Annotated in this window: 18 protein-coding genes and 3 tRNA genes; 6 read left to right on the plus strand and 15 right to left on the minus strand. The window is 45.2% G+C overall.

Features of this window, described 5'->3' with window-relative positions:
- Positions 1-1,893, plus strand: a complete 1,893-nt coding sequence (locus ABS362_RS10365) for an amidophosphoribosyltransferase (protein WP_350412396.1) — start codon at positions 1-3, stop codon at positions 1,891-1,893.
- A gap of 435 nt (positions 1,894-2,328) precedes the next feature.
- On the opposite strand, the gene ABS362_RS10370 is transcribed toward ABS362_RS10365, so the two are convergent.
- The 4 genes from ABS362_RS10370 to ABS362_RS10385 form a co-directional block, all read right to left on the minus strand.
- Positions 2,329-3,645, minus strand: coding sequence for a toxin-antitoxin system YwqK family antitoxin (locus ABS362_RS10370; RefSeq protein ID WP_350412397.1), 1,317 nt, complete (start codon positions 3,643-3,645; stop codon positions 2,329-2,331).
- A gap of 31 nt (positions 3,646-3,676) precedes the next feature.
- Positions 3,677-4,210, minus strand: coding sequence for a HEAT repeat domain-containing protein (locus tag ABS362_RS10375; protein ID WP_350412398.1), 534 nt, complete (start codon positions 4,208-4,210; stop codon positions 3,677-3,679).
- 124 nt (positions 4,211-4,334) lie between these two features.
- Positions 4,335-5,519: an acetyl-CoA C-acyltransferase gene (locus ABS362_RS10380; RefSeq protein ID WP_350412399.1), complete on the minus strand. Its 1,185-nt coding sequence runs from the start codon at positions 5,517-5,519 to the stop codon at positions 4,335-4,337.
- A gap of 116 nt (positions 5,520-5,635) precedes the next feature.
- Entirely contained in the window at positions 5,636-6,724 is a 1,089-nt protein-coding gene (locus tag ABS362_RS10385; protein WP_350412400.1) for a sensor histidine kinase, read from the minus strand.
- Between the two features lie 336 nt (positions 6,725-7,060).
- Here ABS362_RS10385 and ABS362_RS10390 point away from each other — a divergent pair, with 336 nt between their 5' ends.
- Positions 7,061-9,955 carry an alpha/beta hydrolase family protein gene (locus ABS362_RS10390; protein ID WP_350412401.1) on the plus strand — a complete coding sequence of 965 codons (2,895 nt, stop codon included), beginning with the start codon at positions 7,061-7,063 and terminating at the stop codon, positions 9,953-9,955.
- 67 nt (positions 9,956-10,022) lie between these two features.
- On the opposite strand, the gene ABS362_RS10395 is transcribed toward ABS362_RS10390, so the two are convergent.
- The 7 genes from ABS362_RS10395 to ABS362_RS10425 all read right to left on the minus strand — a co-directional run bounded on the left by ABS362_RS10395 (position 10,023) and on the right by ABS362_RS10425 (position 15,376).
- Positions 10,023-10,625: a hypothetical protein gene (locus ABS362_RS10395; RefSeq protein ID WP_350412402.1), complete on the minus strand. Its 603-nt coding sequence runs from the start codon at positions 10,623-10,625 to the stop codon at positions 10,023-10,025.
- 217 nt (positions 10,626-10,842) lie between these two features.
- Positions 10,843-11,292 (minus strand): PaaI family thioesterase, encoded by a 450-nt coding sequence (locus ABS362_RS10400; protein WP_350412403.1) that lies wholly within the window; start codon positions 11,290-11,292, stop codon positions 10,843-10,845.
- Positions 11,293-11,433: 141 nt separating this feature from the next.
- A complete protein-coding gene (locus tag ABS362_RS10405; protein ID WP_350412404.1) occupies positions 11,434-12,069 on the minus strand; it encodes an HD domain-containing protein in 636 nt (211 codons plus the stop codon).
- A gap of 145 nt (positions 12,070-12,214) precedes the next feature.
- On the minus strand, positions 12,215-12,727 hold the full coding sequence (locus tag ABS362_RS10410) for an acyl-CoA thioesterase (protein WP_350412405.1): 513 nt from the start codon (positions 12,725-12,727) through the stop codon (positions 12,215-12,217).
- Between the two features lie 50 nt (positions 12,728-12,777).
- Positions 12,778-13,377 carry a TetR/AcrR family transcriptional regulator gene (locus ABS362_RS10415; protein ID WP_350412406.1) on the minus strand — a complete coding sequence of 200 codons (600 nt, stop codon included), beginning with the start codon at positions 13,375-13,377 and terminating at the stop codon, positions 12,778-12,780.
- Between the two features lie 104 nt (positions 13,378-13,481).
- A complete protein-coding gene (locus ABS362_RS10420; protein ID WP_350412407.1) occupies positions 13,482-14,408 on the minus strand; it encodes an aerotolerance protein in 927 nt (308 codons plus the stop codon).
- Positions 14,405-15,376 carry a VWA domain-containing protein gene (locus tag ABS362_RS10425; protein ID WP_350412408.1) on the minus strand — a complete coding sequence of 324 codons (972 nt, stop codon included), beginning with the start codon at positions 15,374-15,376 and terminating at the stop codon, positions 14,405-14,407. The genes ABS362_RS10420 and ABS362_RS10425 overlap by 4 nt, the downstream gene beginning before the upstream one ends.
- A 321-nt stretch (positions 15,377-15,697) precedes the next feature.
- Here ABS362_RS10425 and ABS362_RS10430 point away from each other — a divergent pair.
- From ABS362_RS10430 to ABS362_RS10440, 3 genes are all read left to right on the plus strand, one after another.
- Positions 15,698-15,784: transfer RNA gene (locus tag ABS362_RS10430), tRNA-Ser, on the plus strand.
- A gap of 111 nt (positions 15,785-15,895) precedes the next feature.
- A tRNA-Pro gene (locus ABS362_RS10435) sits at positions 15,896-15,969 on the plus strand.
- A gap of 65 nt (positions 15,970-16,034) precedes the next feature.
- Positions 16,035-16,108, plus strand: a tRNA-Arg gene (locus ABS362_RS10440).
- Between the two features lie 129 nt (positions 16,109-16,237).
- Here ABS362_RS10440 and ABS362_RS10445 read toward each other — a convergent pair.
- The 4 genes from ABS362_RS10445 to ABS362_RS10460 all read right to left on the minus strand — a co-directional run bounded on the left by ABS362_RS10445 (position 16,238) and on the right by ABS362_RS10460 (position 18,286).
- A complete protein-coding gene (locus ABS362_RS10445) occupies positions 16,238-16,657 on the minus strand; it encodes a c-type cytochrome (RefSeq protein WP_350412409.1) in 420 nt (139 codons plus the stop codon).
- Positions 16,644-17,327: an SCO family protein gene (locus tag ABS362_RS10450; protein ID WP_350412410.1), complete on the minus strand. Its 684-nt coding sequence runs from the start codon at positions 17,325-17,327 to the stop codon at positions 16,644-16,646. Before ABS362_RS10450 ends, ABS362_RS10445 begins: the two co-directional genes overlap by 14 nt.
- Positions 17,311-17,745 (minus strand): hypothetical protein, encoded by a 435-nt coding sequence (locus ABS362_RS10455; protein WP_350412411.1) that lies wholly within the window; start codon positions 17,743-17,745, stop codon positions 17,311-17,313. The genes ABS362_RS10450 and ABS362_RS10455 overlap by 17 nt, the downstream gene beginning before the upstream one ends.
- A gap of 211 nt (positions 17,746-17,956) precedes the next feature.
- The gene (locus tag ABS362_RS10460) at positions 17,957-18,286 is read right to left on the minus strand and encodes a DMT family protein (protein ID WP_350412412.1); all 330 of its coding nucleotides are present in this window, start codon (positions 18,284-18,286) and stop codon (positions 17,957-17,959) included.
- A gap of 473 nt (positions 18,287-18,759) precedes the next feature.
- Here ABS362_RS10460 and gyrB point away from each other — a divergent pair, with 473 nt between their 5' ends.
- Positions 18,760-20,715 (plus strand): DNA topoisomerase (ATP-hydrolyzing) subunit B, encoded by a 1,956-nt coding sequence (gene gyrB, locus ABS362_RS10465; protein WP_350412413.1) that lies wholly within the window; start codon positions 18,760-18,762, stop codon positions 20,713-20,715.
- The last annotated feature ends 177 nt before the right edge of the window (positions 20,716-20,892 follow it).

The following is a 20,892-nucleotide window of genomic DNA, read 5'->3' on the forward strand; positions in this document are numbered from 1 at the left end:
ATGAGCGATTCAATAAAACACGAATGCGGTATTGCCCTGATAAGGCTCCGAAAACCAATTGAGTATTACGTTGAGAAGTATGGCACGCCCATGTACGGCGTTAACAAACTGTTCCTGCTTATGCAGAAACAGCACAACCGGGGCCAGGATGGGGCAGGTGTTGCCAGTATAAAAATAGATGCCGGACCAGGCATGGAATACATCAGCCGTTTCCGTTCAGTAAAAACACGTGCCATCGACAGTATTTTCGGCAAGATTGGGAAAGAGTTTAAAGAACTGAAGGAAAGTAATCCGGAAAGAGCCGAAGATATTAACTGGGTATGGAATAATATGCCTTTTTTGGGCGATGTATACCTGGGCCACCTGCGCTACGGCACACACGGCGTTAACAGCGTAGACAACTGCCACCCTATGGTGCGCGAAAACAACTGGCGCAGCCGCAGTCTTGCCGTTGCCGGTAACTTCAACATGACCAACGTAGAAGAGCAGTTCCAGAAACTGGTAGAGCTTGGTCAGCACCCGAAACACAAATCCGATACTATAACTGTTTTAGAGAAGATCGGCCATTTCCTGGACGAAGAAAACCAGGAGCTGTTCGAGTCTTATAAGAACGATTTTACCAACAAAGAAATAACCAGCCTGATAGAAGAGAACCTTGACCTGGAACGCGTGTTGAAGCGTGCCGCTAAGGATTTTGACGGTGGTTATGCGATGGCTGGCCTGACCGGTTATGGCGCTTCGTTTGTTGTGCGCGACCCGAACGGTATCCGCCCGGCATATTATTACATTGATGATGAAGTGGTAGTGATCGCTTCGGAAAAGCCTGCCATCAAAACGGCTTTTGACGTGGATTATGCGGCTATCAAAGAAATTACGCCGGGCCATGCGCTTATAGTTGATAAAGAAGGAAATCCATCACTGAGAGAGATACTGGAGCCGCGCGAAAAATTATCGTGCAGCTTTGAGCGCATCTACTTCTCTCGCGGTAACGACCCGGAAATTTACGGTGAGCGCAAGAACATGGGTAAACTGCTTTGCCGCCAGATTCTGGAAGCAGTTAACTACGATCTGAAAAATACCGTTTTCTCCTACATTCCAAACACGGCCGAAACATCCTGGCTGGGTATGATGAAAGGCATAGAAGACTACCTTCGTGGTTACCGCAAACAGGCAATCCTTAATCAGGAACTTACCGAGGAGCAGCTCGACGAGATACTGCAATTTAAGCCACGCGCTGAGAAACTGGTTATAAAAGATGTAAAGCTCCGCACGTTTATAACCGACGATAATAACCGCGACGACCTGGTAACGCACGTGTACGACACGACTTACGAAGTGGTAAAGAAAGGTATAGATACCGTAGTTGTGCTGGATGACTCTATTGTTCGTGGTACTACTCTGGAGAAGTCTATCATCAAAATGCTGGATAAACTGGAGCCGAAAAAGATCATCATTGTTTCCTGCGCACCACAGATCCGTTACCCCGATTGCTACGGTATCGACATGAGCCGTGTGAAAGAGTTCGTGGCATTCAGAGCGATGCTGGGACTATTAAAAGACCGTGGCTTATACTTTAAAGTTGACGAAGTATACGACAAGTGCGTGGCCGCCGAAGGTACCGAAGCTTTCAAAGAAACTAACTTTGTAAAAGAGCTTTTCGACCTGTTCACGCATGATGAACTCTCAGCTAAAGTATCGGAGATTGTAAAAGCGCCGGAAGTAAAGGCAGAAGTACAAGTGATCTATCAAACCATAGAGGACCTGCATCTGGCTTGCCCGAACCACAAAGGCGACTGGTATTTTACCGGTAACTATCCAACTCCGGGTGGTACCAGAGTGGTGAACCGTGCCTTTATGAATTTTGTGGAGAACAAGGCGGTAAGAGCGTATTAAGCCAAACTATAGATTTACTAAATAAAAAAGCACTTCCCAACTATAGGAAAGTGCTTTTTTGTTTATAGATACGCCTTGGCTTTCTGGCGCGAGTCTCCAGACTCGTGACTTAGGGTGAATGTTGAGTCTCCTGACTCAACTGGCCCGTCAGGGACAGGAATGGCAAAGGCTGAAGCTATAATTCTAGAGTTGACGTATGTCAAACCACCCCTAACCCCTCAGAGCTACGCTCGCAACCTTCAAAATCTCTTCTCGGTAGTCCAAGGCGGGGAGATTTTATGCTTTTTACTTTGTCATCTCGAACAGCGTGAGAGATCTGGTACGGTTTAACATCCCCCTTCGCCCCCTGCAAAGTGGGACTTTCGGCCTTTTCTATAGTTGGAGGTATAGTTCATAGTTACAGTAATCGGCCCTCTTTGCGGCAAATTTTATCAGTTACTTTTCTTCTACAACCTTACCATCTTTGTAAACTATAGTCTTCACCACTTTGCCTTCTTCGTTGTAGTGTTTCCAGGTGGTTACTTTTTTGTTGTTGATGTGCTTACCTGTAATTTCCAATTTTCCGTTTTCAAAATACTGCTTATAGGCTCCGAATTTCTTGCCGTCTTTATGCTCTGTTTCAGACTTAACTTTGCCGGATGGGTAATATTCATAACTGATACCCAGTATCTTTCCATTATCATATACCACTTTCGATTTAACCTGGCCGTTTTCGTGGTAGGTTAGCTGCTCGCCGTGTTGTTTACCCTTTTCGTATAGTTCGCTGGTGCTTACCTTTTTGCCGGGTTCGTCGAAGTATGTTTTCCAGTTGCCTTGCTGCAGCTTGTTTTTGAATTCTTCTTCTGCTTTTATATTTCCGCTCGGATAGTAGGTAGTTGTTTTGCTGTCGGCGCCGTTGTTGCTATAGTTGCCTTCTTCGCGCAGAGTGCCATCTTCGTAAAAGAACTGCGTCTGTCCGGTTGGCTCCCCGTTTTTATAGTTTATAACGCTTCTCAACTGTCCATTCTGGAAATATGATTTGCTAGGGCCGTTCATTTTACCTGCTGCAAAGCCACCTTCTGTACTCAGCTTTCCATCCGGGAAATAACTTTTAAAGGTGCCATGCCGCTGACCAGCCACATTTATAACTTCCTGCTGTAGTTGGCCATTCTGGTAATACGTTTTATAGGATCCTTCCAGCATGCCGCCACGGTAGGTAGCATCGCTCTCTAACTGGCCGTTCGGATAATAGGTTTTAGCCGGACCACTTTGCTGGCTGTTCTTATAGTATATCTCCGATTTTACTTTACCATCCGGGTAATATTCCTTCACCAAACCTTCCGGGAAGCCCTTTACAAAAGTGGTCTCTTTCCGGATTTTGCCATCATCATAAAAGGTTTTGAACAGGTTACTCTGCTGGTCGTTCTCATAGCTGCCTTCCTGCATCAAACGCCCATCCGGGTGAAACGCCTGGAAAGGGCCATGCTTTACATCCAGCTTATAGGTTACTTTAATTTTAGGGGTACCATTCCGGTAGAATTCAGTAAACACGCTGTCTTTTTTACCATCCACAAACTTGGCGAAAGCTTCTTTTTCGCCGCTAGGGTAGTAGCGAACGTAATTGCCAACTATAGCCGAATCCGGTTTCATGAAGTACACTTCTTTTATAGTTGTGCGGCTCTCGTCGTGATAAGTAACCACTTTCCGGGCTTGCCCCACAGCAACTGTGCTTACCAGGGATAGGGTAAACAGAACTGAAAATAATTTATACATAGGTATAGAATGCAATGAATTAAGTATAAGCTTATACTTTCTTTTTAATGATCTCTTTAACTACCAGCTTCATAAACGGGTCCGGGTCTTTGACAAAACCTTTGGCAAACTCAGCAGCTTTTGTATGGTTTACTTTATCCAGGCTCATTAATGCCCTTCTGATAACATACTTGTCTTTATCGCGGTTGATCAGGTTAACCAGCAGTTTCTCCCGGTCTTCCACTTCGGTGTTGCCTAGCAGTTCGGCGGCTTGCCATCTGGCCTGCGGCTGATCCGAATTGATAGCCTTTTTCACGAATCGCAGTTTGTTCTCTAACTTTTCATCCACTTTCTGCAGCACCGTTCCGGATTCGTTATCTATAGCCAGGGCGTAAACCAGGTGTTGAGCCAGATCGTGGTTAAATTCTTTGTTAAGCTGTTCCAGCGCTTTATCAATAGCTTTATATAGTTCATCCCAACCGGGATATTCTATTTCCCAATCGCCTAATCCCCGCTCTTTATTGTAGGTTTCAGAAGTCATATTGGCCCATTCCCAGAACTTGGCTAATTCAGTTTCTAAAGACATTTGTTTCGTTAGTATAGATTAACACTAAAAGTATGGTAAACAGTTTAATGTGTGGCGAAGGTATAAAAAAGAAGCCTTACGAATTAACGTAAGGCTTCCTGCAAAATGTATGCCTTAGAGCAAACTATAGCTTCTCGATAACCAGGGCTGAAGCGCCACCGCCACCGTTACAGATACCTGTCACGCCAATTTTACCGCCTTTTTTATCCAGCACGTTGCAAAGTGTAGTTACGATACGCGCACCAGATGCACCAAGCGGGTGACCAAGTGACACAGCACCACCAAACACGTTTACGTTTCCGCCTTCCAGGCCAAGTTTCTGGTTGTTAGCGATCGATACCACAGAGAAAGCTTCGTTGATCTCATAGAAATCTACTTCTTCCGGTGTAACACCCGCATTTTTAAGGGCTTTAGGAATAGCCAGCGAAGGCGTAGTTGTAAACCAGATCGGATCCTGCTCTGCATCCGCAAAACCACGGATCTTTGCGATTGGCTTAACACCAAGCTCTTCTGCTTTCTCTTTACTCATCAGTACAAGCGCAGCAGCACCATCATTCAAAGTAGATGCGTTGGCAGCAGTTACTGTACCGGCTTTATCAAACACAGGGCGCAGGCCAGGAATCTTATCAAAGCTTACTTTTCTGTATTCTTCGTCTTCGGTTACAACTATAGGATCTTTGCCACGCTGCGGAATCTCAACCGGGATGATCTCATCTTTCATTAAACCTGCCTCAGCAGCAGCTGCCGATTTTTTGTAAGAATTGATAGCATATTCGTCCTGCATCTCACGCGTGATCTGCATTTCGCGGGCAGTGTTTTCGGCAGCATTACCCATATGAAAGTCGTTGTACACATCCCACAGACCATCTCTGATCAAACCATCTGTCATTTGGGTATGGCCCATTTTAGCACCCCAACGTGCTTTATCTACATAGTAAGGAACATTGCTCATGCTCTCCATACCACCAGCCACTATCACATCTTTATGGCCCAGCATAATTGCTTGCGCTGCATACATGATCGCTTTTGTACCCGAAGCACACACCTTGTTTATAGTTGTACACTCCACGTTGTAACCTAAACCAGCCTTAACAGCCGCCTGGCGAGCAGGTGCCTGACCTACGTTGGCAGACAACACGTTACCCATGATAACTTCCTGAACCAGGTTTTTATCGATACCAGCTCTCTCAACAGCGCCTTTAATAGCAGCCGCGCCCAGCTCCGTAGCAGAAAGGCTTGCCAGTGCACCACCGAAAGAACCGATTGGCGTACGAACAGCCGAAATAATATATACTTCTTTAGTTTGCATGATTTTGTAAGGATTTAATTGGTACTGTGAAATTATCAGGATTTATAGTTAAAACCAAACGAACGTTAGGCTGACGTATTATTCCCAACTATACCAAAGTATAGATATTTGCAGTTTTACAAATTGCTGCCTTTAAAATAGATAGTAAAGGTAGCGCCTTCCCCTAATTTACTTTCCACTTCAACATGCCCGCCCATGTCTTCTACCATTCGCTTCACGATAAATAAACCCATGCCTGTGCCTTCCACATCTGTAACTAACCGGGTATAACGGTCAAAGATTTTCTCCGTTTTATCCTGCGCTATACCTAAACCATTGTCACTGACAGAAAGTAGTATTTTGTCGCCGGACTCTATTGTTTTGATCAGTATTTCAGGAGGCCTGTCTGATGCTTTATACTTAATGGCATTACTAAGCAGGTTATAAATGATGCTCCTGATATTCTTCCTTGAAAAATCTATCTCCCTTACCTCTATTTCAGTTTTGATCTGAGCTTCTGATTCAACTATTTTGTCTTTCAGGGCAAGCTTGGCGTCCTCAATTACATTCTCAAAATTTACCCGCTCTTTTTCAATTGCAAAGTCTGTATCGCTTTCCCTGATGTCGGCTAGTTCATCTATCGTTTTGCGCATGTTACGCACAGCCTTGGATAGCATATCATGAATGCGAGAGGTTTCTGCTTCGCTATCCCGGGCTTTTTTTAAAACAGAAACTAACCCTTCAATATTCGAAAGTGGCCCTTTTATGTCGTGAGAGATGGAGTGTATAATGTTTTCATAGCTCCTGTTCAATTTTTCGTACCCTTTCAGGATCTGGATACGGTCGTTGATATCAATAAAAGTAATGATAACGCCATTCGTTCTATTTTCCTTTTTGATGATGTAAGGAAGAATGTTCATCTGATACCAGATCTTATCGGTCGTCTGAATCTCCTTCTCCAGGCCCTTTTTCTCCGAAATCACTTCCTCTATATTCGCAATGATAGTCGGGAAGCGAATATTTTTTGATACGTCAGTGATGTGCTTTCCCAGGTCATCTTCTGAAAGTTGAAAATGTGACATGGCGGCAGGCGTAAACTTACGGAGTATCATGTTAGCATCAACAAATAGCTGAGGAATGATCGTGTTGCTGAAGTAATTCTCCAGTTCTTCGTTCAGTTCAATCAACTTTTTGTGTTCTACAGCCTTTTCGGTTGGTTTTCCCATTGATAAAGATTTTGGGGATTCTGTTTGCAGGTAATGGAAGTTAAAAGTGTTTACTCTTTACAGTATCAAGTAGTTGTAGAAAGCCAGTATCTATAAAAGAAGAATTTATAACAATCGGGGGTATGGTTTGCTACTGACCTCTACTTGTTCTGCATTAATTCGCTAACTCCTAAACTCTTTAACTCCCAAACTATATTTATACTTTTAAGAAGGTAAACTATAAACCTAAGATGGTTTTAACTATAACAGCCTCTATGTTTTAAACCTTTTGAGGTTTTGCCTATCTTTAGATACGAACAACTGATCAACTTAACTAACCAACCTATTTTAACCAGGATGAAGAAACTTTTATACCTGGCTGTACTCTGTAGTGTCGGCTTTTACCAGGCGAAGGCGCAGCAGCAAACAGCAAAAAAGCCACTTACCCACGACGTGTACGACAGCTGGAAAGGCGTGGAAGGCGAAAAAATATCTAAAAACGGAAAGTATGTGCTGTTTAACGTGAACCCGCAGGAAGGCGATGGCGAACTCCTGATCCGGGATATGGTGACTAACAAACTTACCAGTTACCCGCGTGGTACCAAAGCCAGTTTTACCAACGACAGTCGCTATGCCGTTTTCAATATTAAGCCGGAGTACCAGAAAGTACGCCAGCTGAAACTGAAGAAGAAAAAAGGCGACGACCTGCCGAAAGACTCGCTGGCTATAGTGCTGCTGGAGAACATGAACGTGGTGAAGATGCCGCGTGTAAAGTCTTTCCAGTTACCAAAAGAAGGTAACAATTGGGTAGCATATCACCTGGAAAAGGAAGTGCCGGCTAAAAAAGAAGCGAAGAAAGCCGAGCCTGCAACAGAAGCCAAAAAAGAAGAAACAGCGAAGCCGGCTGTTGCTAAAAAAGCTCCGAAGAAAAACAAAAAGTATAACGGTACCGAACTGGTGCTGCGCAACCTGCAAACTGGCAAGGAACAACGCTTCGACAGGGTGATTGACTACACTTTTTCTGAGAAGGGTAACATGTTGTACTTTGTGAAAGATGAGCTGGACTCATTACACAAAGCCGGTGTTTTTGCTGTAAGCACCACCGACCTGAAAGTAATGCCAATCGATACTGGCAAAGTAACTTACAAAGGTCTGGCAGCTGATAAAGCAGGGGAGCAGCTGGCATTTGTGGCTACCAATGATACCCTGGAAGCAGAGATACGCTACTTTGCCCTGCACCACTGGACCAAAAAAGATAATCACAAAAAGATACTTGCCGATACCTTAAGCGCCGGAATGCCGAAAGACTGGATGGTGAGCGAGCATGGCAAGCTGAATTTCTCGGAAGATGGCAAACGCCTGTTTTTCGGTACGTTCCCGCGCCCGACCCGCTTCGAGAAAGACACTACCCAACTGGAAGAAGACAAAGTTAGCCTGGATATCTGGACATATAAAGATCCATTGATACAGCCGATGCAGCTCAAGAACAAAGACCGCGATCTGAAGCAGTCGTTCCTGGCGATGTATGAGCTGAAAGGCAAGAAAATGCAGCAACTGGCTACGCTGGAAATTCCGGATGTGTACCTGGATGCTTACGGCGAAGGCGATGTGGCACTGGGTGTGAGCGACGAGAAGTATAAAATGACCATCGGTTACGACACCCCAACCCGCAAAGACGCCTACCTGATCGACCTGAAAAAAGGAACACGAAAGCAGGTGCTGAACGAAACGCGCGGCTATCCAAGATTATCACCGAAGGGTAACTATGTGTACTGGTACGAACCAACCGACAGCAGCTGGCATACAATGACTACTAAAAATGGCAAGAACCTGAACCTGACGAAGCGAATCGGGTTGCCATTCTATGATGAGTCGAATGACGTGCCTGCACTGCCAGGCTCTTATGACTTTGCAGGCTGGGTGGAAAATGACAGCTACCTATTGGTTTACGATAAATTTGATATCTGGAAACTGGACCCGACCGGCAAGAAAGCTCCTGTTAACTTAACCGACAACCATGGACGCAAGAATAAACTGACTTTCCGGTACGAGCAACTAGACGAAGAAGAGAAGTTTATTCCTGAAAATGCCACTTTGTATTTAAGTGCCTTTAATAACACAGATAAATCGAATGGATACTTCCTTGATTATGTGAGTAAAGAAGCACAGCCTGAAAAACTGGTAATGTCGCCGAATAGCTATGTGCGTCTGCAGAAAGCAAAGAACGAAAACCGTTTCACTTTCCGCAGAGGCTCGTTCCAGGAATATACTGACCTGTATACAGCAACTGCAACATCGTTTGATAAGCCAACGCAACTAAGCAATGCTAACCCACAAATGAAAGATTACCTGTGGGGAACTGTAGAGCTGGTAAACTGGAAATCGACAGACGGCATTCCGCTGGAAGGTTTGCTGTACAAGCCGGAAAACTTTGATGCGAAGAAGAAGTACCCGATGATCGTTTATTTCTATGAGCGCTCTTCGGACGGATTACACAGCCATAAAACGCCTGCACCAAGCGCTTCTACAGTAAATATCTCTTACTATGTAAGCAACGGTTACCTGGTATTTGTGCCGGATATTGTGTACAAAAACGGTTACCCGGGCGAGAGTGCCATGGACTGCATTATACCGGGTGTGCAGAAACTGGCCATGCAGGGCTTTGTGGATGAGAAAAATATGGCGCTGCAGGGTCAGAGTTGGGGCGGTTACCAGATCGCGTACATGATAACGAAGACCAACCTGTTTAAAGCTGCTATGGCTGGCGCGCCGGTATCTAACATGACGAGTGCGTATGGTGGGATACGTTGGGGTACAGGTTTAAGCCGCCAGTTCCAATACGAGAAAACACAGAGCCGTATTGGTGGTACGCTATGGGAGAAACCAATGCAATTTATTGAGAACTCTCCGCTCTTCTTTGCTGACAGGGTAGAAACACCGCTTCTGATCATGCATAACGACCAGGATGGTGCCGTTCCTTGGTACCAGGGCATTGAGTATTTTATGGCACTCCGCAGATTACAGAAGCCGGTTTGGATGCTGGTTTATAACGGAGAAGACCATAACCTGATGCAGCGAAAAAACCGCAAAGATCTGTCAGCACGTATGTCGCAGTTCTTTGATTATTATTTGAAAGGCAAACCGATGCCTGTCTGGATGAAGCAAGGTGTACCATCCATCCTGAAAGGAAAAGACTATGGTTTAGAATTGGTAGAGCCCGAGCCGGAAGTAGCCAGCGAAGTAAATCAATAAGCTATAGTTAACTAAAATAAAAAAGGAGCAGATAATTATCTGCTCCTTTTTTATTTCCAACTTGTGGTTATTTACCGTTGTTTGCTACTTTAATTGCAGCACATGCAACAGGTAATGTAGGCCAGTATTCACCATCAACAGTCATACCATGTAATACAATCACGTTATTTTGTAATGGAAGTATGCCGGCAGAAACAGTAAAGGTTTGAGTATAGTTGATGCTACCATCCGGAGCTGTTGGGAAAGGCTCTAGTGGTAACAACACAGGACCATAGAAAGGTACGCCTTCACCTAGTTCCACTAAACCATCTCCATCTGTATCAGCAGACATTGGTGGGCAGACAGCATTCTGATTGCTATCCATAAAACCGTGGATGTGTTGCGGGTGTACCATGCCTGGTTCCAGACCAGTTGCCATAATGTGTACTGTTAATTGGTCGCCTTCCAGAGTAAGCGTAGCTGTACCGCTTACCCCCGAATCATTTAAAGACATTATGTTGGCAGTATAAGTCTTTGTTAAGTTATAAGATTTGCTTCGATGAGCATCCTGAGAGTTACTTGCAGATAAATCTGCTTCAGGAGCTACATCAGACTGATCGCAGGCACTGAAACTAAAAAGGATAGCAGTAGCTGCTACAAAACCGGTTGTTTTTTGAATAATGTTTCTCATAGTGTTCATATTTTATAAAATTGAAACATACCTACGGGGGCATAGTGACCTGATTTAAAATTTGCTAAGAAAAGACTGGTGAATAGAGCTACTGGAAGTGGGAGGGGGCAAATTTAACTAGTGAATGAAAAATCCAGTATTTGGGATATCCGGTAATAACGGTAAATATAAGCCTGAAGTGTTTCGCTACAGCACCGCACTTATTACACTGTTTCAGTTAGTAGTTTGTAGCTTCATAACCTTGCAAGCTACTGAGTGGCTGATTGGTTTTCATGAATTGGCCCGTACCGAAAGCGACTTCTTTGCCCTGTTCATTATATAAGGTAGCCTCAGCTACAAAAAGATTCTTACCTATCGTTCTTACTTTACCCACTGCTTTTATAGTTCCCCCGGTAACAGGCCGCACCAGGTTAAGCTGGAAAGAAGAGGTAACTATAAACACGTCCTGAACTATAGATGCGACGGCAAAATAAGCGGCATCATCCAGTAACTTGAAATACAAAGCACCGTGCATGGCATTGGCTCCGTGGTTGTATTTTGGGTTTCCCGGCAGTGTTATCTCAGCGGTCTGGTGCTCTATTTTTAGCTGGCTGCCATCTATAAACTGCTGTATGTTGGCACTGTGGTAAAGTTTCTCGAGTTGGCGGTAATGAGTAGCTGCATCCATGGTGTATAGTTTAGGAACACAAGTATACGAATAGCAACTATAGTTTCGGTTTTGGTTGAGGCAAACTATAGCCTGAAAACAGAAAAGCACTGGCATTATACCAGCGCTTCCTGCATTCACCTGTTTAACTAAATCTATATTTTATGCGAGTGCATTTTGGGATGCCACACGAGCTAATACGCTTGTTGTGGAAATGCCAGCTTTTTCCATTTTCTGTACTGCTTGTTCCTGTATCAGGTCTTTCAACTGATCGAGGCACGAATCAAAGCCAGTATGTTCGCCCATCCTGAATACATTATCCTGTTCAACTTCCAGCCAAGTGGTAATGTCGGCGTGGTTGTGCTGCAGGCGTACTTCCAGTTTATCTAAGGCATTGGCAACTTTGGCTTCGTAGGTATCTTTAGCTTCAAACTCATGCCATAGTTCAAACACATGCTGTCCCACGCCGTTTCCTAATTTAGCACGCAGGTTTTCAATGGCCTGAAGTTCTTTCTGCTGCTTTAGAATTTTAGCTTCTTCTGTCATCAACTGAAAAGCCGGAACATCACCCGCTTCAATCTCAACAAGGTCATGTACCAGTATCATCTTCAGCATCCGGGCTGTATCCACTTCTTCGTCCAGGTAAGGTTCCAGCAATACGGCCATTAACGCCATTCGCCAGGTGTGTTCTGCCACACTTTCCTGCCGGCCATCAGTAAGCCAGCTATGGCGCATTTCGCATTTTAGCCGTTCAGCCAGCGTAATTACTTCCAGGATACTCTTAAGTTCTTTTTTCATATCAGTTGGGCAGAAATTGATCTGATGGACTTTAAGCTCAAAAAGATGAGCGAACGCGTAAACTATAAAAGGAAGAGCCTAAACTAGCCCGAATGGTTGCAAGCAGGCAGAAAAAAATCTGAAAAAACTTTTAAGCAACTATAAGTTATTGCCCTACAGCTACTTCAGCCTGGCGCAGTTCCTTTACACGCTCCTCAAACATTAACGGATCTTTACCCTCGCCAAGTATAGCAACCTTCCCGAAAAGCTCCAGCAAATGATCTTCGTGTTGTGTTTTTTTGCCAATCTTTACATCTATATAGCTAAAGCGCATCCAGGCCACTGACTTGATTTTGCCGGTTTTCTTATCCAGCATCAGTGCTTCCATTAAAATATCGGTATCAGTAAACCAGCGAAGGCAGGTCCGTATAGTTACTTTCTCCATCAGTTTCGCCTCGCGCAGGTATGCCATCTGGTTCGAGGTTACAACCCACGCTTTTCCCGCAGCCTGCATGTGGCGGTAAATATCCAGGTTATAGTTGTCACGAAGCTGGTCTTCGCGGGCGTTCAGGAAATAATCGGTGTAGCGGCCGTTGTTCAGGTGGCCAAACGGGTCGCAGTCTTCAAAACGGATAAGTGAAGCGCTTTCCAGGTAGTTTGGTAATGTTGTCTCGTTCATAGTAGTTATAATTTAAAAAAGACCGATTGGTTTATTTATAATCAAAAAAATTAGCTTTTAATATCGGCTAGCATGCTGCGCAATTGTTTTAAAACGGTGTGCAGGTGAAGCGGATTACCGTAGGCTTTAGAAACCATAATACCACCTTCTATCATACTGATGAAAAGTATGGCAAATTGCTCTGGGTTAGCGGTAGCTTTTAACTCTCCGTTCTGTATTCCCTGCTGCACTATATTCTCTAGAGAGCGATACATTTTGTTAAGCACTTTTACGACGCTGGCACGCAGCAATGGATTCGTATCGTCAGCTTCTACGGAAGTATTTAAAATAGGGCAACCACCGGTAATTGGGGGAGAAATGATGTATTTCTTATAAAAGTCCAGCAGTGCCTCCAGTTTGGCTACCGCCGTTTGGTGTGCATTTATAGTTTGCGAAAGCAGTTGCAGAATGATGCCGGAAGCATGTTCAAAAGCAGCGAGTGCAATCTCTTCCTTACTCTCAAAATGACCGTAAATGCCACCTTTCGTAAGTCCGGTTGCGGCCATTAAATCCTGCAGTGAAGTACCGGCATAGCCACGCTGGTTAAACAAGTGTGCTGCCTGCTCAATAATATACTGGCGTGTGCGTTCGGCCTTGGTTATAGTTTCCATAGATAATATTACGACAAAATAAACCAATCGGTTTATAAATTCAAAACCAACGGGAAGATTATTTTATAGTTTATAGTTGAAAGGAGAGAGGTTAACTATAGTTGTTACCAGTCTGGTTTACTATTGTCTTTTTTGCTTTTTGCTTTTTTAGGAAGCTGTTGCAGGTATTGTAATTCCGCATCGCGCATGGCGTTGAGCAGCATTTTCGCTTTTTCAGCACTGATCTTTACCTGTTGCCTTTCCGATTGGGTCCGGGCACGGCTGTCGCCAGCGGCGGCATTTTCGTTGCTGCCACGCGGGTTTTTCTGGTTAGGGTCGTATTGGTCGTTGAGTTGTTGTCCTTCAGTTTCACCTGGGTGGTTGCCTGCTGCTTCTTCCTTGTCTTTTTGCCTCGACTGGTTACTTTGTCCGCCTTTTTGCTGCTCCTGGCCAGCCGGATCGGGTTGAGGTGCGTCTATTTCCTCTTCCTGATCGCCGTTCGCATCCGGGTTTTGTTTAGGCTGTGGTTCCTGGTTCTCTTCGGCAGCAGGTGGTAGTTGGTCATCCTCAAACTGCTGCTGATCTGGTTCGGGTTGGTCTTGCTCCGCTTTTTCCGGGTGCAGTTCCAGGTATTTCTTCAGGAGTTCGTAATTGTAGCGGGCTGATTCGTTCTCAGGGTTTGCCACCAGGGCATTGCGATACAGCGAGAGCGCCTGCGCATATTTTTTGCCATTACTGGCAATGTTGCCTAACTGGAGGTGCACGATAGACCGGATATGCGCAGAAGAATGGTCAGCCAACAAGCGATATTCGTTTTGCGCATCTGCCCATAGCCCGGCCTTAAAATAAGCATGTGCCAGGTTCAGGCGCAACTGGTCATCTTTTACTTCCAGGTCTTCCAGCAGATACTCGTAGGCAGTTATGGCTTCGGCGTAATTCTCTTTTTCGTAGGCTTTAGCAGCGCGCACGGTATAATCGTTTATCCTGGAAATGGTTTGTATCCCGGATACGGGGATGCTCAGAAAAAGAAGTATCGCCAGCAACGTTTTCATATCCGTACGATCTTTATAGTTAACAGGGTATCCAGCAGAATAAGTAGCAGCGCAAGCGCCAGCGGGTAAATGTACTTATTGGCTGTTACATCAATCGTTTTGCTTTCGCGCAGTTCACCCTCTATATTGTTAATGGCACTCACCAGCCTGCTTATTTCACTGATGCGGTCATTTACTTCAAAATATTGCCCATTGGTTAGTTCTGCCAGTTTAACAAGGGGTTCAGGGTTTAGTTTTGTAGTCACTACATTGCCATCGTTATCGCGCTTGTACCTGTTGCCTACCGGAATACGGCTGCCTTCAGTAGTGCCTACGCCAAGCGTAAATACCCTGATATTCTGTTCGCGAAGCTGCTCGGCCAGTTGCTCCACTTTGTCCCCAAAATTCTCGCCATCGCTTATCAGTACTAGTACCCGGGCTTTCTGTTCTGCTGCCGGACTGTTGCCCAACTGCCCGAATTTTTCGAGGGCCAATTGCAGTACGGGAGCATAGTTTGTGCCGGTGTTTGGCAGCAGGTTGGTGTTTAGCGTACGGGTATATAGTTGCAGGGCATTCTGGTCATAGGTAAGCGGACTCTGTATATAGGCATCGTTCCCGAATATTATCAGTCCCATTCGGTCAGAGTTGAAACGCGTGATCAGGCGCTGTATTTCCTGTTTTGATTTTTCGAGGCGAGACGGCTGTACATCGGTAGCATTCATTGAAGCTGAAAGATCCACGGCTATGTACAGGTCTTTCCCAATTGTTCGGATCTCTTTTTTCATGGCGCCGAACGATGGGCCCAGGATAGCTATAACTATAAGAATGAGGTAAAGATGGCGGAGCACAAACTTAACCCAAACGCCATGCGGTCGCTGCCCAAAGAAATGGGCGATACGACGCACGCGCCACAGGTACCCTGCGTACAGTCCTAAAAAGAGCGCACCGAACAGGATCTCGAGCAGGGTGATGGTCTGGTACCAGGTCATGATTTTGGTTAAATAGCGGCTTATAGTTTATAGTTTGCAGCAAACTATAAGCAGGCCGGTTACAAAGATAAGAATTAACTGCAGCCTGTAACTATGCACTTGCAGCCCCCGAAACGCACTTTTAAAAGTTTTTTGTGTGACACCCGAAAAAACTTTTGTGAGTTGGATATTGGCAAGTTGATTTAGTATCAATTACTTAAGCTGAACTTGGGGTAGGAGGCAGGTTTAATTGACTGAAAAAGGCTGTTAAAATTTGAGAGAGGCTATTGCGCGGTCGTAAAGTTTTTGTAAGTTTGCATACTCTTTAGCAGAAAGAGCCCCGGAGGGGTGGGTGAGTGGCTGAAACCAGCAGTTTGCTAAACTGCCGTACTGGTAACGGTACCGGGGGTTCGAATCCCCCCTCCTCCGCAAGAGAATAATTTTTGAAATTTGTTTTGACAGTTTAAAAACTTCTCTTACTTTTGCACCGCCTTCAACAATAACAGCACGCAAGTGTTTACCGGAGTTGAAAGCATAGTTCGGGGTGTAGCGTAGCCCGGTATCGCGCCACATTTGGGATGTGGAGGTCGTAGGTTCGAATCCTGCCACCCCGACTAAAAAATTTCGGAAGCAATTCCGAAATTTTTCGTTTAAAGGATACAGTAATTGCTGTAACCATGGTCTCATAGCTCAGCTGGATAGAGCAACTGCCTTCTAAGCAGTAGGTCTTTGGTTCGAATCCAAATGGGATCACTAAAAAGCCTCTTTACATTATGTGAAGAGGCTTTTTTGCTTTCAGGCCTTACTGTAATCGTAAATGTTCCGAAACTTTAAACAACTTATGTAAAGCGCAGGGACTTTTTCTGAACTATAAACTAAACCTTACTTCCCGTGCGGCACCGGGCAAATTTCCAGCATTTCTTCCACTTCGGTCATAGTGTAACGTTTGTTGTTGTTGCCGAAGTTGGTCTGGATATAGTTTAGCAGGTTAGTTATTTCGTCTTTGCGAAGGGTATGTACGCCCGGCATTTCTTTATTGTATTCAATGCCATTCACTACCATCGGGCCATCGGCACCGTTGCGGATAAGGCAGGCCAGCTCGTCGCGGTGGGTTTGCAGGTAATCGGCTTTGGCGAGCGGTGGAATAAGGCCACGCAGCCCGGAGCCGTCCTCCATGTGGCAGCTCTGGCAATGCTGCACGTATAGTTTCTGGCCCTGGTTCTGTTTATCGGTAAAGCACTGTGTAAGCGTAGTAAGCGCCATCGCACCCAACACTACCGCTAAAAATCTACTTTTGTTCATGCTGTTGTTCTTTCAGCAGTACTTTCATATCCTTTATCAGCCTGTCTACATCTTCCTGTTCGGTGCCGTGGTAATGGCCGCGTATGTGGCGGTTCTGGTCTATCAGCATAAAGTCACCGCTATGCGCAAAGCCACCTTCTGCCTGGGCATCTTCCTGAACGCCTACAAAATACTGCAAGGCCATGTCGTAAATGCTGTCACGGTCGCCGGTTACAAAATGCCATTTGTCTGTTTCCACGTTCAGGCGGTCCGCATACTCTTTTAAAACCCCTACGGTATCATGCGCAGGGTCTATAGTATGGGAGAGGAGCACTACGTTCGGGTTGTCTTTAAATGCTTCGTACACGCGCAGCATCTGGCTTTTCATTTTAGGACAGATGCTCGGGCAGGTCGTGAAAAAGAAATCGGTCACATAGATCTTTCCGGCTACGGTTTCTTGTGTTACGCGCTGGCTGTCTTGGTTGGTGAAAGCAAAATCCGTGATCTGGTGATAAACGGTATCAACTATAGTTTTGCCATCTACCACACGCTCCACAGGCTCGCGGGAGCCCAGTATAGGTAACTTCTGTTCTGCGGAATTGCTCTGGCAACTATAGGTTAAGGCTGAGGCAAGTATAAAAGCGGAGGCAACTATAGTTTGCTTCAGGCTATAGTTAGTTCTTAGGTTCATGTTGCTGGTAAATGTCGCGGGCAGCTTTAATGGTGCTGTCCATAGTGGTTTTTACTTTTTCAATTTTCTGTAATTCCTGCTGCAGGTAGGTCATGGCCTGCTCGTGTTGCAAAGTGTCCGGCGCTTTATAATTGCGCATCCAGTTCATCATGCTTTCGTCGGCAAGTTCTAAACCGCTGATATTTTGCTGCAGCAGTTTTATAGTTGCGGAGTCGGTTTGCCGGGTTCCCAGAGTGTCGGCGAGCGACTGCAAATTGCGGCGCAGTTTGATAATAATGCCCATATCGGCCATGGCAGAATCGTGTACAGCCATCACATGGCTTTCCAGTTCAGTTTTCTGCTCTGCTTCAGTGGGGCCCGACTGGCAGCCGGCAACTATGGCAAAGGGCAACGCCAGCAGTAAGATCAGCTTTTTCATGTGTTTCAGAATGAAGCTTTTGAATTACGACACGAAGGTACGGGCAAATACAGGAATGTAAAAACGAAGCCAGCTTTAAATTGGTCTCGCCCCACAGAAAGCAGGCGGGTAATGACTAATGGGGAGTTAGTAATGAATAATGGGGAATGAATAATGATTAATTCTTGATACGGAATTTGTCATCCATCATCATTCATTAGTCATTAAAAGATCACCATTTCTTGAACACGAAGAATACAGCTGCCAGGATCAGGATGAAGCCGACGATATAATTCCACTTAACTTCTTCGCGGAGATAGAAAACCGAAAAGCCGATAAATACTACCAGCGTTATTACTTCCTGAATGGTTTTAAGCTGAAAAGCGGTGAATTGCCCATGCCCGATGCGGTTGGCCGGCACCTGGAAACAGTACTCGAAAAAGGCAATGAGCCAGCTGACCAGAATTACTTTCCAGAGCGATACATCTTTATACTTCAAATGGCCATACCAGGCAAAGGTCATAAAGATGTTAGAGATCAGTAACAAAACTATAGTTTTCATGAAGCGAAAGTATAGACGCATAATTGAATTAAAAAGCTTCAATTGCTACCGGCCAGTGCCTTACTTTATAGGTTGAGCTATAGCTGTGGTGCTTATAGTTTGCCAGTGAGAGTAGGATGCTTTTTGCCAACTATAGCATTGCATTAAGGTCACCTTTGTAGAGGAGCTTCCGGTTATCTGAAACTATAGTTTGCCTTTAACTAAAAGAGCGAATTACCAGGGTATTTTACGTGTATTTATCGTTGCCTGTGCGTAGCTGGTTGCCAATGGCTGATATTTGTGTTTTATAAAGTAAATTGCTGTAAAACAGGCACTAAAAGCGCATCGGTTTTGTTGATATATAGTTATGCACCAGCCAATTATAAGCCCTGTGTTTTGCAGGCAGATTACAGTCACTTTTTAGCCGGTTAAAGTATAGCATAAACAAAATAAAAGTAGTAATTTTACCTACTAAATCTACCTTATTAACACACATGAGTGAAGTAGAAGCACAAAGAGCAAATAATTATTCAGCAGATAGCATACAGGTACTGGAAGGACTGGAAGCAGTTCGTAAACGTCCGGCCATGTATATTGGCGACATTGGTATAAAAGGCTTACACCACCTGGTTTGGGAAGTAGTAGATAACTCGATCGATGAGGCCCTTGCCGGCCACTGCGATGAGATCAATGTTACCATAAACGAAGACAACTCTGTTACGGTATCGGATAACGGCCGTGGTATTCCTACAGATTTTCACCAGAAAGAAGGCCGCTCTGCCCTGGAGGTAGTAATGACGGTGCTGCACGCCGGTGGTAAGTTCGATAAAGACACTTACAAAGTATCCGGTGGTCTGCATGGTGTGGGTGTATCCTGCGTTAACGCCTTGTCTACGGATTTGCATGTAACGGTGCACCGCAACGGGAAGATATTTGAGCAGCATTATAACATAGGTATACCGGCTTACCCGGTGCGCGAAATTGGTACTACAGAAAGAACTGGTACGCAGGTGCAATTTAAGCCTGATGCGTCCATTTTTACGGTTACCGAATACAAATACGATACAGTAGCAGGCCGTTTACGCGAGCTGGCGTTCCTTAACAAGGGTATCCGCATTAACCTGAAAGACCTTCGCGAGATGAACGATCAGGGCGAGCCTCTGAACGATACATTTTACTCAGAAGGTGGTCTGAAGGAATTTGTGGCTTACCTGGACGAGACCCGCGAAAACCTGATACCGGAGCCTATCCATATTGAAAGCGAGAAAAATGGTGTTCCAGTTGAGATCGCACTGCAATATAACACCTCCTATACAGAGAATATTTTCTCGTATGTGAACAACATTAACACCATAGAAGGTGGTACGCACGTAGGTGGTTTCCGTAGAGCGCTTACCCGTACGCTAAAGGCATATGCAGATAAGTCTGGTATGCTGGACAAGCTGAAGATAGATATTGCCGGTGACGACTTTAGAGAAGGCTTAACAGCTGTTATCTCGGTTAAAGTGCAGGAGCCGCAGTTCGAAGGTCAGACCAAAACCAAACTGGGTAACTCTGATGTAGGTGGTGCCGTGGATACGGCCGTTGGCGAAATGCTGAACCAGTTCCTGGAAGAGAACCCGAAGGAAGCCCGCATTATAGTTCAGAAGGTGATACTAGCCGCACAGGCCCGTAACGCAGCCCGCAAGGCCCGCGAAATGGTGCAGCGTAAGAACGTACTTTCGAGCACCAGCTTGCCGGGTAAACTGGCCGACTGCTCTGACAGCGATCCTGAAAACTGCGAAATATACCTGGTAGAGGGTGACTCAGCGGGTGGATCTGCCAAGCAGGGCCGTAACCGTCGTTTCCAGGCTATTCTGCCACTTCGTGGTAAGATACTGAACGTGGAAAAAGCGCAGGAACACCGCATTTACGAGAACGAAGAGATCAAGAACATGATTCAGGCGTTTGGTGTGAGCTTTGGCACCGCAGACGGCGAGAAAGCCCTGAACATGGAGAAGCTGCGTTACCACCGTATCATTATCATGACGGATGCTGACATCGACGGTTCGCACATTCGTACGCTTATCCTGACATTCTTCTTCCGTTACATGCGCGAGCTGATAGAAAAAGGCTATGTATACATTGCATTGCCACCGTTGTACCTTGTTAAAAAAGGCAAGGAAGAGCGCTATTGCTGGAGCGAGCAGGACCGTATAGATGCCATTGCAGAGCTTGGCAAAGGCAAAGAAGACAGCGTTGGTGTGCAGCGTTACAAAGGTCTTGGAGAGATGAACCCGGAACAGCTTTGGACAACTACCATGAATCCTGAAGTACGTAGCTTAAAGCAGGTAAGCATTGAGTCGGCAGCTGAGGCTGACCACCTGTTCTCGATGCTGATGGGCGACGAAGTAGGCCCACGCCGCGACTTTATAGAGCGTAACGCCAAATACGCACGCGTAGACGTGTAAACTATAGTCTAACTATAAATTTAAAAGCCGGCTGTACTGCAAAGTATAGCCGGCTTTTTTGTGGGTTAACTATAAGGATAAATGGGGGATTAGTGTATATTCAGGTTTGGTAATGTTAAGGTATTTAATTACGCACATAGTGTAGATAAGCGCATGTTTATGCTTTAGTGCTAGTTA

It is taken from the genome of Pontibacter populi (assembly GCF_040278685.1).
GTDB classification, from domain to species: domain Bacteria; phylum Bacteroidota; class Bacteroidia; order Cytophagales; family Hymenobacteraceae; genus Pontibacter; species Pontibacter populi.